Source organism: Atopobiaceae bacterium, from assembly GCA_022483015.1.
GTDB lineage: Bacteria > Actinomycetota > Coriobacteriia > Coriobacteriales > Atopobiaceae > JALCUE01.
The window spans coordinates 764957-783042 of record JAKVOB010000001.1 but is presented as its reverse complement, the minus strand read 5'-3'; the positions used below and the strand labels follow the sequence as shown (position 1 = coordinate 783042).

Below are 18086 nucleotides of genomic sequence, written 5' to 3'. Positions count from 1 at the left end.
CCGGCGGGACCGTTCCTCTCGACAGATGGCGTCGAGGTAGCGCCTTCGGCACCTTTTGAGGGGTCAGAAGGTGCCGAAGGCGCTACCTCGACATGAGGGTGGACCGCGGCGCAGGCCGATCGGGACGAGAAGGACGACGTGCCGCTACTCCTGCGGGACGGCGAAGAGCCCCACGAGGGCGGTCAGCACCTCGACCGTCGCCTCGAGGTCACGGACGGCCACGAACTCGCGCACGCTATGGGCGTTGTGGCAGCCGGTCGCCAGGTTGGGGCAGGGCAGGCCGCGGAAGGTGAGCTGCGCGCCATCGGTGCCGCCGCGCACCGCCGCCGCATGCGCGTCAATGCCAGCCAGGCGGTTGGCCTCGGCTGCGTTGTCGATGAGGAAGCCGAGCCCGTCGAACTTCTCGGCCATGTTGCGGTACTCCTCGCGGACGTCCACGTCCACATGGGCGCTCGTGCCGTATCGCGCGTTCAGGAAGGCGGCGACGTCACGGAGCGTCTGCTCGCGACCCGCGAAGGCCTGCGCGTCGAAGTCGCGCACGATGTAGGTGTACGTGGCCTCCGCCGCCGAGCCCGACATCGAGAGCGCGTGGTAGTAGCCCTCGTAGCCGCAGGTATGCTCGGGGCGCTCCCAGGCAGGCAGCATCTCGTCGAACTCGCGCAGGACCGTGAGGGCGTTCACCATGACATCCTTGGCACTGCCCGGATGGACCATCGTGCCCACCGCATGCACCGTGGCCTGCGATGCCGAGAAGCACTCGTAGTTGTACTCACCCAGCTCCTCGCCGTCCACGGTGTAGCACCAGGCCGCGCCGAAGCGGTCGAGGTCGAGCAGGGACGCACCATGGCCGATCTCCTCGTCGGGCACGAAGGCGATCTTCAGCGTGGGGTGCGGAAGGGTCGGGTCGGCCGCGAGGCGGGCCACCAGGGCCATGACCTCGGCGACGCCAGCCTTGTCATCTGCCGAGAGGAGCGTGGTGCCATCGGAGCAGACGATGTCGCAGCCCACCATCTGGGCCAGGTCGGGGTTCGTCTCGGGCGTCGAGGCCACCTCACGGCCGTCGACCACGCCGGAGACGAGCGCACCTCCCTCGTAGCGTACGATGTGCGGGCTCACGGCATGCGCCGGCGCGTCGAACGAGGTGTCGATGTGCGCGCAGAGCCCGAGGGCCGGCAGACCCACGGCTCCGGTCGAGGCCGGCACCGTGGCGGTGACGTAGGCGTGCCCGTCGGCCGTGGCATCCGCGCAGCCCAGGTCCCTGAGCTCTCCAGCGAGCAGGGTCGCCATGTCATGCTGGCACGCCGTGGAAGGCGTCACGTCCTCGTGCGCCGGGTCGGACTGCGAGTCCACCTGCACATAGCGCAGGAACCGCTCGAGCACGTCACTTGTCTGCATGTCACCCATCACTTGCCACCCTTCGTCCCTCTCCTGTGTCGTTCCTGCAACACTATGACACCCACAAGCGCCGCAAGGCCGCACATGCTCACGGCCGCACCCTCGCGAAGTCCGGGCGTCATGTAGTGGAGCTCGATGGTATGCTCCCCCGCCGGAAGGTCGAGCGCCATGAAGGCGGTGTTGGCCTCTATGAGCGTCGCCGGCTCTCCGTCGACGGTTGCCGTCCAGCCACTCGAATAGGGTATCGAGAAGTACAGCATCCTCTCGGACGAGAGCGAGACGTCGCCCGTCACCGAGTTGCAGCCGACCACGGTATCCTGCATCGTCTCCTCGCCAAGGGCGACGACCTGCGAGTCAAAGCCGTCCTGCGGCTGGCACACGATGTCCATCGAGTCGAACGTGTAGATGCCGGTCGTATTGAACGTCAAGGTCACCGTTGACTGTGCCTCGTCAGAGTACCCAAGGTCAAGCAGCCAATTGGTCTTTCCACCATACATGTGGGAGGTCGACCTGCTGTTGCTTATGAAACGAGCAGCGCTCCCCTTGTCCGCAGAGGCACTGATCCTATAGCCGGATGGGCACGAGTAGCTCTGGTCCTCGAGCAGGACCTTCGCCTTCTGATACCAGCGCAGCGCATTCCACTGGTCTGAGGAATAGGCCTCGCTCGGCAGGAGGCTCTCGTATTGGAGGTTGGTAAATTGGAGATAGGTGTCACTGCCCGAAAGGCCGGCGCAGGAAAGGGTCACGGTGGCCCCCGCGGAATCCACCTTGATGGAGCCGTCAGAGACGGAGCAGCCGCTGCTGGAGACCACGGACGAGTCGACCGTGGTGCTCTCGATGGTGGGCTCGGTCGTGGGGACGCTGGTGGATGATGCCTCGTCATCGCTCACGACACACCCCTGGAGGAGGGCCTCCTGCTTGCCTGCCATGGAAAGCGAGTCATAGGTCGAGCGAGAGATGACGCTCGAATAGGTGAAGCCCAGTGGCAGGGCGTCATCGGCCTCGTAGACCTTATAGGACTCGCCGTTCACCTGTCCCTGGGCCACGACCGTGGTGTCATAGCCATAGGCAGCGGTGATGTCCCCCTCGTCCGGGACGAGGTAGTACTTGGTGGAGCAGATTGCCTCGAGCGCCGAGCGACCGCCGAGGTTGTCATACAAGAAGTTGACGTCTGCGTCGCAGAGCCCGAGCTCTGTGTGGAAGCGGTCGACGTCAGAGTCATAGATGGAGCTGTAGAAGTTGTAGCTCTTGAGGTCCTGGAGCAGACCGGAATTCGAAGGGATCGAGTAATGCCCTCCGGCCACGGTGGAACCGGCTGGATCGACATCAAGGCGCCAGAAGGAGTCATCGTCAATCGTGGTGGCCAGGCTCGTGGGGTTATCCGAGGTCAGACCCGTATACATCGCCGTGAGGGCCGAGTCGTTGGTCGACACGCCGCCCTCGCTCGAATCGATGAAGTAGAAGGCATTGATGCTGAGCGAGCAGACCAGGCAGGTCATGAGCAGATAGCGACGACGACGAGGCGCGACGTCGTCGAGCGCGAGGACGAGCAGGACGGCAAGCACGCAGAACAGCGCCGCGACGTTCCCCTCGGTACGCGCGCTCGCCACCACGAACGTCCATACGGCAAGGCCTATGCCCACGCCAATGAGCACATAGAGGTCATGCCGCTCGAGATGGAGCAGCCGAGGTGCCTCGATCGAGACGACATAGGAGACAAGGGCGGCATAGACGAAGACCCAGCGGTTGGTGGCGTAGTTCCCACCGTTCATGATGCTGCCGGCAAGGGGTACGAGCAGCATGGCCGTGCACGCGACGAGCGCGATTCTCAGGGCACGATGCTCGTGCCTATGGCAGAGCAACGACGCGCAAGCCAGCAGGGCGACTGCCCCATACCCCACGTAGCAGTCGCTCCCCACCACATACCCCGACACGAGCCCCGGACCGATCCCAAGATAGTACGAGAGCGAATAGGTGATGCTCTCGGTGACCGAACTCGAGGTGAACCGGCTCATGCCCGTCAAGGCCTCGACGGCAGGCACGAGCGAGAAGGCCGAGACGGCGATGGCCAGCACGAGGCACCCACCGATTCGCACGGCCCATGAGAGTACGACACGAGGCGCCAAGGTCCCCTCGACCTGTCGGACGCGCACGAGGCAGTAGGCGACGAGGAAGATGGCGATGATGTAGCCGTAGTAGTAGGAGGCCACGAAGAGCAACACGCCCATGCCTATGAGCAGGTAGGGCCGCTCGCCAGCAAGGACCTTCTCCACGCCGAGAAGGACGAGGGGGAACAGGATGGCCCCCACCATGGAACCGGGCCAGACGAGCCCCTCGAGCAGGGTGGCCGAGAACGCGTAGGTCATGGCACCCGCCAGCGTGCCGAAACGGGAGCTGCCGCGGCGCAGGGCATAGGCGGAGAACGCGATACCGGCCAGATAGAGGCGCAGGACGACGCAGGCCTGATAGGCATACTCGGAATAGCGTACCGGCACGAGCGCGGAGAACAGGTTCACGGGGTCGAAGATGACATCGAGCGTCGTGGGGATGTCGGCCCCATAGCCCAGGTCCCAGGTCCAGAGCGGCACCTGGAGCCCCTGCCCGGAGAGGAGGGACGAGAGGATTCCCCTCAGCCACTCCCCCTCATAGGCGAAGAACTGGTAGTACTGCTCAAGTCCGTCCACCCGCCACACGATGGAGCGACCGTTCACGAGATAGGTGCCAAGCACGACGAGCAGAAGGAGAAGGAACGCCCTGTTGTAGCAGCGCCAGTAGGCGGCGCGGAAACGACCAGGACGGGACTGCTCCCAGACCGCGAGCTTGTCCTCGGAGGCCTCGAGAGCCCCCATGAGGCCCCGACGGGAATGGCGCACGCGACGGGTCGTGCGCGCCGAGCGTGCACCTTCGTCGTCCCTCTCCCTCTTGTCTTCCATCCTCGCTAGCCCCTCACGATATAGAAGCCGAAACGGCTGCCGCTGTCGGTGACCTCATGGTCCAACGGACGGATCTCGCTCATCCGCACGATGCGTCCGGGGTCGGTGACCTGAAGGTGATGCATCTCGTCGAGATCGGCCTGGCCGAGGATGTAGCGTACCTCGGCAGGACCCGTCGGACCCGTCGGCGTGAGGTCAGGCTCCTCACCGAGGGCCACCTGTACCACGGCCCGTACGAAGTCCACACCCGTGGAGAGGTGCACGAGGTCGCTACCGATGCAGTCACCGCCCATGCGACTTCCTATCTCCACGATCCCGATGCTGCCATCAGGCGCGATCTTGATCTCAGAGTGCGAAGCACCACAGGTCACCCCCAGGGCATCAAGCGCGTGTCCCACCACAGACCGCACCCGCTCGAGCGTCTCCGCATCCACGGGAGCCGGCTCGAGATGGCCCGTCTCGATGAAGTGCGGCGCGCCCGTGGTCTGCTTCTGCGTGAGTGCGAGGAACGTATGGTGACCCTGCCAGGAGCAGAACTCCACCGAATACTCCTGGCCTTCGAGCCACTCCTCCACGAGGGCAGCGCCCTCGAAGCTCTGGTCCCAGGCTGCCTCGAGGGCAGAGGCCAGCGAGGCCTCGAACGCGGACGTCCCCATGGGGCCATCGACCTTGGTGATGGCACGCGACCCCGAGCGGTCGGTAGGCTTCACGATGAGGGGGCAGCACATGTCCGAAAGGTCTGGAATCTCCCCCTTCCGCACAAGTCGGCTCCTGGGACTGGGACACCCGGCCGCCTCGAAGGTCTCGCGCATGAGGTGCTTGTTGGTCGAACGTGCCACGCAGCCAAGGGAGTTCGCGGTGAGACCTAGCTCATCGGCCACGGAGGCCACCGTGATGTTGGCAAGGTCGGAGGCGATGGTCGCCACGCCGTCCACGCCGACGCGGGCGCACTCGGCGGCGATGGCGTCCTTCTCGACGATCGAGATGGGGTGGAAGACATCGGCAGTGCGCTCGCCGATGTCGCCCGCCTCCCACGCGAAGACGTGGGTGACGAGGCCGAGCTCATGGGCCTTCTCGATGAGGGGCTCCTGGAGCTCCGATGCGCCTATGACGGCGAGCTTCCTGGTCATGCGATACCTCCGCGACTAGCCCAGCACCGCAAAGACCGCGATGCCGGCAAGGATGAGTGCGAGTGCCACGAGCTTCTGCCTTCCGACGTGCTCATGGAAGATGGTGACACCAAAGATGGTGACATAGACGTAGCTCGTGGCCTCGAGGACGGGACCGAGCGAGAGCGGGATGCCCTGATAGGCAAGGACCGTGAGCAGCGTCGTTCCCACGAAGATGGCATACGCCGAGACCACGAGGGGATTGGCGTACTCGGCGAAGGTCGAGGCATAGGTCCGCTGCGAGGCCTTCTTGAGCATGACCTGGCTCACCGCGCTCACGAAGACGCTCACGAGCAGCACGGCCGCATATCCCCACTGGATGCCGTTCACGAGACACCGCCCCCAAGGTCGCCCTCGGCCTTGTCGGCACGCGCGAAGACCACGATGCCGCACATGATGAGGGCGGCACCGACGAGCTTGCCCCAGGTTATCGGCTCACCAAAGAAGACGAGCCCCCACAGGATCCCCCAGACGATGGTCACGGCCCGGTTGGCATACGCGCTCGAGAGGGGCATGCGCTTGATGACCTGCTGCCACCCCAGCGCGTAGACGGCCAACAGCACGAGCACCCCGCCATAGAACACGATGAACGCCGGGGTCATGAACTCGGTGCCAGAGGCTTTCTTGCTGAGGACATCCGACAGCGAATAGACGCCGAGAAGCACATGCAGCCCGAGAAGCACGCGGACGCCCGTGCGCCTCGTACCGTGAGACGTCCCTCCTGAGCCGCTTCCGCTCACGCACGCTCCCCGAAGAAGGCGAGGACCGTAGAGATGACCTGGTCACGGTCATGAGGCGTCATCCCGTAGTACATGGGCAGGCGCGTGAGGCGCTCGCTCTCGCGTGTGGTGTAGCGATCCTCGCCTGAGAACCGTCCGAATCGCAGACCTGCAGGGGCCGAATGGAGCGGGACATAGTGGAACGTGGACTGCACCCCATGGTCCTTGAGGAAGGCGATGAACCGCGTACGCTCGTCAAGGTCAGCGAGCTTGACGTAGTACATATGGGCGTTGTGGACGCAGCCTTCGGGGATGTGCGGCAGGTCGACGAGTCCCCTGCCCGCAAGCGGACGGAAGGCCTCGTCATAGGCGTCCCATGTGGCAAGACGGTCGTCGTTGATGCGGTCAGCCTCCTGGAGCTGGGCCCACAGGTAGGCAGCGAGGATGTCGCTCGGCAGGTAGCTCGAGCCGTAGTCGACCCAGGTGTACTTGTCCACCTGGCCACGGAAGAACTTCGATCGGTTGGTGCCCTTCTCGCGAAGGATCTCCGCATGGTCGTCATCGGCAGCATCGGCGATGCAGACGGCGCCGCCCTCGCCCATCGAGTAGTTCTTGGTCTCGTGGAAGGAGTAGCAGCCGAAGTCACCGATGGTACCGAGGGCCCGGCCCTTGTAGGTGGACATGACGCCCTGGGCGGCGTCCTCGACCACACGCAGGCCATGCGCCCGCGCGATGCCCATGATCGTGTCCATCTCACAGGAGACGCCCGCATAGTGCACCGGCACGATGACTTTGGTCTTGGGAGTGATGGCCTCCTCAATGCGCTTCTCGTCGATGTTCATGGTGTCAGGGCGGATGTCACAGAAGACCAGGCGAGCGCCTTGCTGCACGAAGGCCGTGGCGGTCGAGGAGAACGTGAAGCTGGGGAGGATGACCTCGTCCCCAGGTTGGATGCGGCAGAGGCAGGCTGCCATCTCGAGGGCGGACGTGCCACTCGTCGTGAGGTAGTCGCGCTGGGTATGGAACCGGTCCTGGATCCAGGTCTGGCACCTCTTGGTGAACTCGCCGTCGCCGGAGATCTTATGAGACTCGACTGCCTGCTTGAGGTACTCGAGCTCCGTCCCCACGCAGGGTGGCACGTTGAAACTGATCATGCAGGATGGACCTTTCTCAGCTTGGCAGGCGCCCCCTCGGGAGGGACTGCCTTCCTATAGTGCCACGTCTCGCGGACACCCCCTGCAAGGGCGGCCATCTTCCAGAGGAAGGACAAGAGCAGATGGAGGCTGAAACCCGTCTACGCCACACCTCCCCGATACCTCACTGGTATCCTACGGAGTCGTGGCGCACCATGCCCTGTCAGATTCCGTCGAAAGCGTCCCCCATGACCCAGCTCCTGAGCTTTGTCATCCCGTGCTACCACAGCGACCAGACCTTGTCCGCCGTCGTCGACGACGTGCTCGCAACGGTGGAATCCGACGAGCGCTATACGTGCGAGGTACTGCTCGTGAACGACAACGCGCCAGATGCCACCTGGGATGTCATCCAAGGCCTCTGCGAGGCCCATGACCAGGTGTCCGGCCTGTGCATGATGCACAACTTCGGCCAGCATGCCGCACTCATGGCCGGCTATCGTGCCTCTTCGGGCAACATCGTGATCTCCCTTGATGACGATGGTCAGACGCCCCCTTCCGAGGCCTTCAAGCTGGTCGAGCAGATCGAGCAAGGCGCAGACCTGGTGTACTGCCACTACGAGGGCATGGGATTCTCCTCGGGATTCCGTCGGTTCGGCTCGACGGTGAACGACCACATGGCCCACTGGCTCCTCGACAAGCCCAGGGGTCTCTACCTCTCGAGTTACTTCGCGGCCACACGCGCCGTCGTGGAGGAGGTCGTCCGCTACCAGGGGCCCTTCCCCTATGTCGACGGGCTCTTCCTGAGGAGTGCCGGCCGCATCCGTTCCGTCGAGGTGAGCCATCTCGAGCGAGAGCAGGGAGCCTCGGGCTACTCGCTCAGAAAGCTGCTGTCACTGTGGCTCAACGGGTTCACGGCCTTCTCGGTGAAGCCCCTCCGCGTAGCGACCATCCTCGGCAGCGTGTTCGCGCTCGTCGGCTTCGTCTTCGCGCTCGTGGTGCTCGTACGCAAGATCATCTTCGACTCCGCCATCGACGCCGGCTGGTCGAGCCTCATGTGCGTGCTGCTGGTGGTGGGCGGCCTCATCATGGTGACGCTCGGCCTGGTGGGCGAGTATGTGGGCCGTATCTATATCAGCCAGAACCAGTCGCCCCAGTACGTGGTGCGCGAGAGATGTGGTGGGGGCGCGCGCCCCTCGTCCACAGCGAAGGCCGCCTCCGGGAAGGACGACGCCGCCCGATAGGCGCCGCCCTTCCCAGAGGCAGGTGCGCTACCTGGTCGCAGGCTCCTTCTCGGAGCGCTCGGCCGCCTCGTCCTCGGCAGCCTTGATCCGGGCGAGCTGCTCGTCCGAGAGGTGCAGGTCCATCGTGCCGCATGAGGCCCCGCAGGCCGCAGGGTCACCATTGATCTCCTGGTCGGCCACGGACGGCTCGGCGGTATAGGGCGCCACCACGTGGAGCGTGGGGTCGTCGGGGTTCTCCACGCGGAAGCTGCCGCCGCGGTTGGCGTCGAAGTTCTCCTTGGCCACGCTGATCATGAGCTTGATGCGGTTGAGCTGGTTGACCTCGGAGGCGCCGGGGTCGTAGTCCACGGCCACGATGTTCGACTCGGGGTGCATCTGGCGCAGGCGCTTGATCACGGACTTGCCCACCACGTGGTTGGGCAGGCATGCGAACGGGCTGCAGCAGATGATGTTGGGCGTGCCGGTCTCGATGAGGTCGACCATCTCGGCCGTGAGCAGCCATCCCTCCCCCATCGTGTTGCACAGCGACAGGATCTTGTCGGCTTTGTCGGCCAGGTCGAAGACATCCTCGTAGGGCTCGAAGCGATCAGCCTTCGCGAGCATGTCGTTCAGGGGCGCCCGCACGGCATCGATGAAGCGGATGCCCGCCATGTGGCTGATGCGACTCTTGGCCTTGCTGCCCAGCTCGGCCTCCATGTTGATGGGGCTCGTGAGGCCGAAGAGGAAGAAGTCCACCAGACCCGGCACGTTGGCCTCGCACCCCTCGCGCTCGATCACACGCACGACCTGGTTGTTGGCCGTGGGATGGAACTTCACGAGGATCTCACCCACCACGCCCACGCGGGGCTTGGAGCGGTCGTCGGTCAGGGGCAGGGCCTGGAAGGCGTCCACCGTCTGCTGGCAGAGCTCGTAGAACTGCTTGCGGCTCGCCGTGGGAAGGAGCGCCTTGGCATATCCCATGCACTCGTCATAGAGCGCGTCGGCCGATCCCTGCTTGGTCTCGTAGGGACGCACGCGATAGAGCAGCTGCATGATGAGGTCGCCATAGACCAGGCAGTAGATGGCACGGAGGAGTAGCCCGGGCTTCATGACGTTGAATCCGGGGTTCTTCTCGTCGAGGTTGCCTGCCACCGAGAGGCTGATCACCGGGATCTCGGGGTGGCCCGAGTCCTTCAGCGCCTTGCGGATGAGGGCGATGTAGTTGGTGGCACGGCAGCCACCGCCGGTCTGCGAGATGAGCACAGCCGTCTTGGTGAGGTCATAGCGGCCACTCTCGATGGCCTCCATGATCTGGCCCACCGTGAGGATCGACGGATAGCAGATGTCGTTGTTGACGTACTTGAGGCCCGCATCGACGGCGCCGCGGTCGACGGAGGGGAGCAGCTCGATGTTGTAGCCGTAGTGCTTGAGCAACTCCTGGACCAGGTCGAAGTGGATGGGAGCCATCTGCGGGCAGAGGATGGTGTAGCCGGCCTCCTGCATGGCCTCGGTGTAGCGGACCTTCTTGAACGAGGAAGGCGTGCTCTCGCGATAGACGGGGGCACGACGGGCGGGGTCGGCATGGCGCGTCAGCTCGAGGGAGCCGTCCGCCTTGTGCACGTCGATGGGGGCCACCTCGTGGACCTCGCCGGCCTCGGTCTCGCGCACGAGCTCCTCGCGACGTTCCTTCAGGGCCGCCATGAGCGAGCGGATGCGGATGCGGGCGGCGCCGAGGTTCGAGACCTCGTCGATCTTGAGCACGGTGTAGATCTTGCCTGACGACTCGAGAATCTCCTGCACCTCGTCGGTCGTAAGGGCGTCGAGGCCGCAGCCGAAGCTGTTGAGCTGGATGAGGTCGAGGTCGTTCCTGGTAGCCACGAAGCGAGCCGCGCGATAGAGGCGCGCATGGTACATCCACTGGTCGACCACGCGGATGGGACGCTCGGGAAGCATCTTGTGGGCCACGGAGTCTTCGGTGAGGACCGCGAACCCGAAGGAGTTCACGAGCTCGGGGATGGCATGGTTGATCTCGGGGTCGTTATGGTAGGGACGGCCGGCCAGGACGATGCCATGGGCATCATGGGCCTCCATCCACTCGAGGGCCTCATCGCCCTTGCGGTGCATCTCGTCATGGAACTCCTCGTCGGCAGCCCACGCGGCGTTGACCGCGGCGTCGACCTCGGTGCGGGTGATGTGGTCGCCCTTGAAGCGACCGTGACCCTCCTTGGCGTCGGCCTCGCGCTGCACGGAGATGACCTCATAGAGACGGCGCTGGAGCTCGCGCTTGTCGTCATAGGGGATGAAGGGGTCGAGGTACTCGACCGCAGGGTCGGCCAGCTCGTCGACGTTGAGTCCCAGCGACTGCGGGTAGCTCATGACGATGGGGCAGTTGTAGTGGTTGGTGGTGCCCTCGTCCTCGGTCCGCTCCCACCTGATGCAGGGCATCCAGATGAAGTCGGGGTCCTTGGCCAGCAGGTTCATGATGTGGCCGTGGCTGAGCTTGGCCGGGTAGCACACCGACTCCGACGGCATCGACTCGATGCCGGCCTCATAGGTCGCCTTGGTCGACTGGTCCGAGAGGACCACCGAGAAGCCCAGCTTGGTGAAGAAGGCATGCCAGAAGGGGTAGTTCTCGTACATGTTGAGCGCGCGGGGGATGCCCACGGTGCCGCGGGGCGCCTCATCGGGCGCGAGACCGTCGCGGTCGAACAGCAGCTTGTTCTTGAACTCGAAGAGGTTGGGGGCGGCCGTCTTCGACTTCTTGTGACCCGCGCCCTTCTCGCAGCGGTTGCCCGTGATGAACTTGTGCCCGCCGCCGAAGTCGTTGACCGTGAGCAGGCAGTTGTTCGAGCAGCGTCCGCAGTGGACGTTCATGTGCTTGACGGTGAGGTTGTCGATCCCCTCGCGGGAGAGCACGGAGGAGTCACGCCCCTCGACGGCGCGGTCGCGGGCGAGCAGGGCCGCACCATAGGCACCCATGCAGCCGGCGATGTCGGGACGGATCACCTTGCGACCGGTGAGCAGCTCGAACGCACGCAGGGTGGCATCGCTCATGAAGGTGCCGCCCTGAACCACCACGTACTTCCCGATCTCGTCGAAGTCACGCAGCTTGATGACCTTGAACAGGGCGTTCTTGATGACGGAGTACGAGAGGCCCGCCGCGATGTCGCCCACCGTGGCGCCCTCCTTCTGGGCCTGCTTGACACGGGAGTTCATGAAGACGGTGCAGCGGCTGCCGAGGTCGACGGGGTGCTTTGCCGCGACGGCCTCCTTCGCGAAGTCCTGCACGGACATGTCCATGGCGTTGGCGAAGCTCTCGATGAACGAGCCGCAGCCGCTCGAGCACGCCTCGTTCAGCATGATGTGCTCGATGACGCCATCCTTTACCTGCAGGCACTTCATGTCCTGGCCGCCGATGTCCAGGATGAACTCGACCTGCGGGATGAAGGCCTTGGCGCCACGCAGGTGCGCCACCGTCTCGATCTCGCCGGAGTCGGCCTGGAGCGCCTCGATGAGCAGCGCCTCGCCATACCCGGTCGTGGTCACATGACCGATGGTGCAGCCATCGGGGATGTGGTCGTAGAAGTCGTCCATGACGGTGCGGGCCGTGCCGAGCACGTCCCCGTTGTTGGAGCCGTACCAGGTGTGGAGGAGCTGCCCTGCCTCACCCACCATGGCGGCCTTGAGCGTGGTGGAGCCGGCATCGATGCCGATGAAGACCCGGCCGTGATACCCGTCGAGGGTCCCCTTGGGGACCACCTGCGCATCATGACGCTCGTGGAACTCGTCCAGCGCTGCCTGGTCGGCAAAGAGCGGGTCAAGGCGCTCGACCTCGGATCCCTGGGTGTCGCCCAGGTTCTCGAGGGACTCGATGACGTCGGCGAACGTGACCTTGTCGGCAGCCTCGCCGGCCAGCGCCGCGCCGCATGCCACGAAGAGGTGTGCGTTCTCGGGGACGATGCGGTGCTCCTCGTCGAGGTCGAGCGTGACGTAGAAGCGCTTGCGGAGCTCGGAGAGGTACTGGAGCGGGCCGCCGAGGAAGGCCACATAGCCACGAATGGGATGACCGCAGGCAAGGCCCGACACCGTCTGGTTGGCGACCGACTGGAAGATCGAGGCTGCCACGTCCGCGGGTGCCGCGCCCTCGTTCAGGAGCGGCTGCACGTCGGACTTGGCGAAGACGCCGCAACGGCTCGCGATCGGGTAGATGTGCTCGGCCTTCTTGGCGAGGTCGTTGAGGCCGCCCGCATCCGTGTGGAGCAGGCTCGCCATCTGGTCGATGAAGGCGCCCGTGCCGCCGGCGCAGGTGCCGTTCATGCGCTGCTCGATGCCGCCCTGGAAGTAGATGATCTTGGCATCCTCGCCGCCGAGCTCGATGGCCACGTCGGTCTGGGGGATGAGGGTCTCGACGGCGCGCTTCGAGGCGATGACCTCCTGCACGAACTCGAGGTCAAGCCACTGCGAGAGGAGCAGGCCACCCGAGCCGGTGATCGAGACCCGCATGGGCACGTCGCCCACGGCACCACGGGCACGATCGAAGAGTTCCTTGGCCGTGGCACGGATGTCGGTATGGTGGCGCTGGTAGTTGGCATAGACCAGATGGGCGTCCTCGTCGATGACGGCGAGCTTCACCGTGGTCGAGCCGACGTCGATGCCCAGGCGGAGGTCGGCATGGCCGAGGTCCACCTCGTGCGCAGGCTTGAGCTCGGCGCCATCGGCCACAAGGTCGATGCCATGGCCGGACGTGGCCTGTACCTGGTTGGATTCGGGATGGTTCGTCATCGTTGCTCTCCTCCGTCGGTCTCGCCCGACATCATCGAACCCATGATCGCAAGACCATAGGAGGTGACGTCGAGGTCGATGGGATTTCCGTACAGGTCACCGGGGCGCACGAACATGAGCGCCGTCATGAGCTGGGCCATCACGCGGCTCGACTCCTGCATGCCGCCAGCGAGCCAGCGCAGCAGCACGCCCACCTCCGCCGAGATCGCGAAGGTGAGGTAATAGTCGAAGAAGGCGCCGAGGGCACGGACGTCGATGCCGTCGAGGGCACGGACGGCCACGGCCTCGTGCACCATGGCCTTGACCTTCTCCATGAAGGCGGGGTCACCGCCAGGGCCGAGCATCGCGGTGAGGTAGCAGCCGTTGGCCCGGAACCAGTCGAGGAGCTCGACCGAGCCGGGGCAGGGCTCACCCGCGCTCACGCGCTCGTTGAGGTCGTCGAGATGGATCGCGGCGATGGCCTCGACAAGGGCCCGCATGTCCGCGAGGGCCTCCGCCTCCGTCTGCGCCACGAGGTCGGGAATGTCATGGAAGTGCGAGTAGAACGTCCGGCGTGTGAGGCCGGCGCGGTCGGCCACCGCGGTCACCGTCACGCGCGAGAGGTCACCGACCTCGGAGACCTCGGCAGCGAGGGCGTCTCGCAGGGCCAGGCGAGATCGTGCGGTGCGCGGGTCGACCCGGCCTGTCGCGGCCGGCTCCAACACCGCATCGGTAGTAGGTGCCATCAGTGCTCACTTCCTCGAGAGCGTGGTCGCGGGAGGTCTCCCACGACTCGTGTTCTTCTCAGCGTGAGTAGTATTGCACATGGTGCGCAAGAAGTTGCGGACACATAGGAGTGGCACAGAACATGCGCAACGGAGAACGGCAGCCTAGCGTCCCTTGTCGGCCCTGCGCACGAGCCCACCACACACGAGAAGGACCGTCGCCCCAGCGAGCGCCAGGAGCACCACAGCTGCCGAGAGGGACAGGGGATCCGCCGTCCTCGGTGTGCCTGAGGCGCCCGCCTGGGCCGTCTGCTGGGCATCCGCATCCGTGGCCGCAGTAGCCGTGGTCGCGGCCTCCTGCGTCGCGGCAGGCGTGGCAGCGGTGGTCGCCGGGGTGGGGTCGTCCCTCTCGACGGACGTGAGGCACCTGAACACGAGGCCGTCGCCGTTGCCGATGTTGTCCGTGGCGTCATAGCCCAGCACGTAGAAGGAACCATCGAGGTAGGCACCGCCCGCATAGGAGACCTTCACAGGCGCGAGGATGCGTGCGGTCGCGGTCCAGGTCTTGGCCTCGGGGTCGAAGACGTACGTGTCCATGCTGTTGTGGTCCGAGCTGTTCACGAGACCACTCACGATGAGGCACTCATGGTCGAGCGTGACCGTGGAACCATCGGCCGCCACATAGGAGAAGCCCGCAGGCAGGACGGCGCCGGCCGCCATGGAGAGCTGGGTTGCCAGGACCGAGTCCGGCATCGTGGAGACCGTGGAGAAGGACCCGTTCGAGAGGGCCTCGACCGTCAGGACCGGCGTCGCATCATCCGTACCCCCGCCTGCGACGTAGAGCGTACCGTCGAGAGAGGCCAGGATCGACGCCTCCCTACCAGTGACCAGGGAAGGACCTGAGGTCGCCGTACCCGTGGCGAGGTCGACGCTCACGGTTGGCTGGTTGAAGTCATAGGCGTTGTCCGCAAAATGGCCCCCACCGACCAACGTCACGCTCGACCCATCGCAGACCATGGAGCCACATGAGAAGGTCACGTCCTTGAACGCAGGGGCATCCACGTAGTCGCCAATCTTCGTGATGACGCCGGTCGTCGTGTCGTAGCGGTAGAGCACGGCCTTGGTAGCATCGAACAGATAGAGGTCCGCGCCATACGAGCACATCAACGGGTAGCACGGATCGATGCTGTCGAAGGCATCGGTGGTCGCCCAGGTACGCGTCGCGGGGTCGTAGCAGATGAGGGCGAGCGCGTCTCGCTCCTCGTCTCCCTCGCCATAGCTCCTCACCAAGCTGTTGGCCGTGGCATAGATCTTGCCCCCGACCGTGGCGACCTTCCAGGACCCGGTCTGCTCCTCTGTCCTCGACAGCCCTAAGGCCTTGAGGTCCGGCGCGGGGAGCTCGTCGAAGGAGGAGGTGTCCGCGGCGGCCGTGGCCTCGAGGGTGACGAGCCTGCGGCCAGTGCGCCCGTCGCTCGCACGCGTGACCGTGACATAGCGGTTCGCGGTCTCGAGGCCTGCGGGAAGCGTGAAGGTGATCGACGTGTCACTCCATGACGTGACCGTGAGCTGGGAGGCATCTACCCCCTCGACCGAGACGTCGCCTGCGGTGTCGCCAAAGAACGAGCCGGTGATGGTCACCGTGCGTGCGTCCTTGTCGGCCTGCTCGACCGAGGTCACCACGGGATAGGGATCGTCCGACTGCGAGAGGTCGAGCCGCCCGTCCGAGGTACAGGTCCCCATGAGGTCGTCGCTTCTCGTGACCGAACCGAGGAGGCGGTTCTTGAGCGTGGAGGCGGAGTCGTCCGGGTAGGCCGCGCTCAGGAGGGCGAGCGCTCCGGATACGACAGGGGCCGCCATGGACGTCCCGTCATAGACCACGTAGGGACAGGTCTCATAGGCGCCGTCGTAAGCGAGTCCCACATTGTCGATGAGGTAGGTCACATCCATGCCTTCGTCATGTGCTGGAAGCTTGCGCTCGATCTTGATGATGGGATGGCTCCAGTCGATCCGTGCGCTCGCCTCGGACGATATGGGGACCAGATACTGGTTCCACCCTTCGCTCGAGATGACGAAGCCATCGGGCGATACCTCAACCCACTCCCCTTGCGTGGTGGAGGCCAGATAGACATGGGTGTACCTGTTCGTGGCCGCGCCCGTGTCATCCGATTGGATGGCACAGAAGGCCACGTAGGTGGGCTTGGCAGCCTGACTCAGGTCCAGGTTCGTCGCGGTGAGCGTGATCGCGTCCGACGTGCCCTCGGCAGCGTCCTTCACGACCCACTCGAGGCCGGCACCCGTCCCGGACGAGCCACAATCCGCAACGCTCGAGACCTCGACCGTCTCGTCAACGCCCTCGCTTCCGGCGGTCGCGGCCTCGAAGCCGTACGGCGCAGTACCGTCATAGGTCTCGTAGACGGCCTGCTTGCTCTTATCGACGAGCTCCGTGGTGTTCTCGCTGGCAATGCCTGAGGTCGAGAGGATCGAGGCCCCTGGCGCCCCGATGTCGGTGGTCATGGCGCCATAGTTCGAGAAATCCCAGAGATTGCCGGTGCTGTCGGTGGCGTTGACCGCGATGATGCCGTCCGTGAGGAGCGCCGAGGGATAGTCGTTCACGACGTCATTGTCATATGCGGAGTTTCCGGAAGCCACCACCGAGATGGTCCCGTAGGTCTCATAGAGGTCGTTCGCGACCTCGCGGAGCAGACCGTCCCCACTGGGGCCGCCCCAGGAGTTGTTCGCTGCCGTCACATGGACACCTGCCTTCGCGGCACTCACGAGGAAGTCATAGGCCGATATCGTTGCCGAGGTCGAGAACTGCCCGTCCTTGTCGCCCGCGCGGAGAGCCATGATGCGCGCGTTGGGAGCCATGCCGGCCACGCCCGTCGCGTTGTTGACCGTGGCGGCTATGATGCCGGCCACATGCGTGCCGTGGCCTGCCTCGTCCATGGGGTCCGTGTCATCGTCGACGAAGTCATAGCCATAGGTACCGCAGTCGACGCCGGCCGCCGTCAACGCGGCCCCGCCCGTCCACATGACGTCGCGCAGGTCCTCATGGTCATACTTCACGCCTGTGTCGATCACGGCGACGATGACCTGCTCGCTCGCATCCACGGTCGTGCTCGTAGGCACCCCGCTCCAGAGCTTGGCCCAGAGCGTCTGGACGTTCGTGCCGCCCGCGCTGGTGCCCTTGAGGGTGTATTGCTGGTCATAGAAGGTGTCATTGGGGCCGGTCGCCTGCGCGGTCGCCTCGTCGTCGGACTGGGCCGTGGTGGTGTCACTCGACAGGGAGCTCTCGTCTGTGGAGACCTCGTCACCGACGGTGCCCACATAGTCCGGCTGGGCATACACGACCCCGCTCTCCCCCACCAACCCCTCGAGCAGCTCCTTGGTGGAGAGGGTGTCAGACGTGATGAGGATGATGCGGTCGGGCTCGGCGGAGGATGCGACCGCCAGCCCGTCGCCGTCGGTCGACGTCTCCGAGCTGGAGGAGAAGGTGTACAGGTCGCTCGTGGTGGACGAGGCCTCATCCGAGAAGGTCGAAAGGGGCGCATACTCGTCGGTCACCCGTGCGAGGACCCGGCCCTCCTGGTAGGAGCCAGCGTCAAGCAGCTCCTGGACCGTCTGGGCATTCGTCGATGACCCGACCACCTGCGACGAGGCATCCCCCGACGCCGCGCGGGCCTGGCCGGGAAGGACCACGAGCGAGAACGCGAGCAGAAGCATGGCAGCCAAGGCCGCGCGATAAGCCCTCTTCATGTGCGCCCCCTCAAGAAATGACCCGTCGACGACCGACACCGACACGATGCAACATCCTCGACGAGTGTGGACCGCGGGACGTCATTCTCGCCAGACAATTAGGCGGAAGCCACCACACGGCAGGTGAGCGTCACCTTCCATCAGGGTGCCCGCCCCGTCGCACGCTCCTCGGCTCCGTTGGCCCAATTAATGAACGATTTACATTGATTTCCTGCGTATCTTACTAAACGTGCACTACAATCGTTTAGTAGTCAGGACACCACACCACAAGGCTC

Annotated in this window: 10 protein-coding genes; 1 reads left to right on the top strand and 9 read right to left on the bottom strand. The window is 64.9% G+C overall.

The window, feature by feature from the left end; translation table 11 throughout:
• Positions 1-144: 144 nt before the first annotated feature.
• From pepT to rffA, 6 genes are read right to left on the bottom strand one after another with little or no spacing between them, the layout of a single operon-like run.
• Positions 145-1404 (bottom strand): peptidase T, encoded by a 1260-nt coding sequence (gene pepT, locus LKE50_03465; GenBank protein ID MCH3967670.1) that lies wholly within the window; start codon positions 1402-1404, stop codon positions 145-147.
• Positions 1404-4328, bottom strand: a complete 2925-nt coding sequence (locus LKE50_03460; GenBank protein MCH3967669.1) for a YfhO family protein — start codon at positions 4326-4328, stop codon at positions 1404-1406. Before LKE50_03460 ends, pepT begins: the two co-directional genes overlap by 1 nt.
• A 5-nt stretch (positions 4329-4333) precedes the next feature.
• Entirely contained in the window at positions 4334-5458 is a 1125-nt protein-coding gene (locus LKE50_03455; GenBank protein ID MCH3967668.1) for an ATP-grasp domain-containing protein, read from the bottom strand.
• Between the two features lie 15 nt (positions 5459-5473).
• Positions 5474-5827, bottom strand: coding sequence for a multidrug ABC transporter (locus tag LKE50_03450; protein ID MCH3967667.1), 354 nt, complete (start codon positions 5825-5827; stop codon positions 5474-5476).
• On the bottom strand, positions 5824-6237 hold the full coding sequence (locus tag LKE50_03445) for an EamA family transporter (protein ID MCH3967666.1): 414 nt from the start codon (positions 6235-6237) through the stop codon (positions 5824-5826). Before LKE50_03445 ends, LKE50_03450 begins: the two co-directional genes overlap by 4 nt.
• Positions 6234-7370, bottom strand: coding sequence for a dTDP-4-amino-4,6-dideoxygalactose transaminase (gene rffA, locus LKE50_03440; protein MCH3967665.1), 1137 nt, complete (start codon positions 7368-7370; stop codon positions 6234-6236). Before rffA ends, LKE50_03445 begins: the two co-directional genes overlap by 4 nt.
• A gap of 227 nt (positions 7371-7597) precedes the next feature.
• Here rffA and LKE50_03435 point away from each other — a divergent pair, with 227 nt between their 5' ends.
• The gene (locus LKE50_03435; protein ID MCH3967664.1) at positions 7598-8590 is read left to right on the top strand and encodes a glycosyltransferase; all 993 of its coding nucleotides are present in this window, start codon (positions 7598-7600) and stop codon (positions 8588-8590) included.
• Positions 8591-8617: 27 nt separating this feature from the next.
• Here LKE50_03435 and LKE50_03430 read toward each other — a convergent pair whose 3' ends face one another.
• From LKE50_03430 to LKE50_03420, 3 genes are all read right to left on the bottom strand, one after another.
• Entirely contained in the window at positions 8618-13351 is a 4734-nt protein-coding gene (locus LKE50_03430; GenBank protein MCH3967663.1) for a 2-hydroxyacyl-CoA dehydratase, read from the bottom strand.
• Complete coding sequence (locus LKE50_03425) at positions 13348-14076, bottom strand: TetR family transcriptional regulator C-terminal domain-containing protein (protein ID MCH3967662.1); 729 nt, start codon at positions 14074-14076, stop codon at positions 13348-13350. The genes LKE50_03430 and LKE50_03425 overlap by 4 nt, the downstream gene beginning before the upstream one ends.
• Before the next feature lie 144 nt (positions 14077-14220).
• Complete coding sequence (locus LKE50_03420; protein MCH3967661.1) at positions 14221-17811, bottom strand: S8 family serine peptidase; 3591 nt, start codon at positions 17809-17811, stop codon at positions 14221-14223.
• Positions 17812-18086 lie beyond the last annotated feature (275 nt).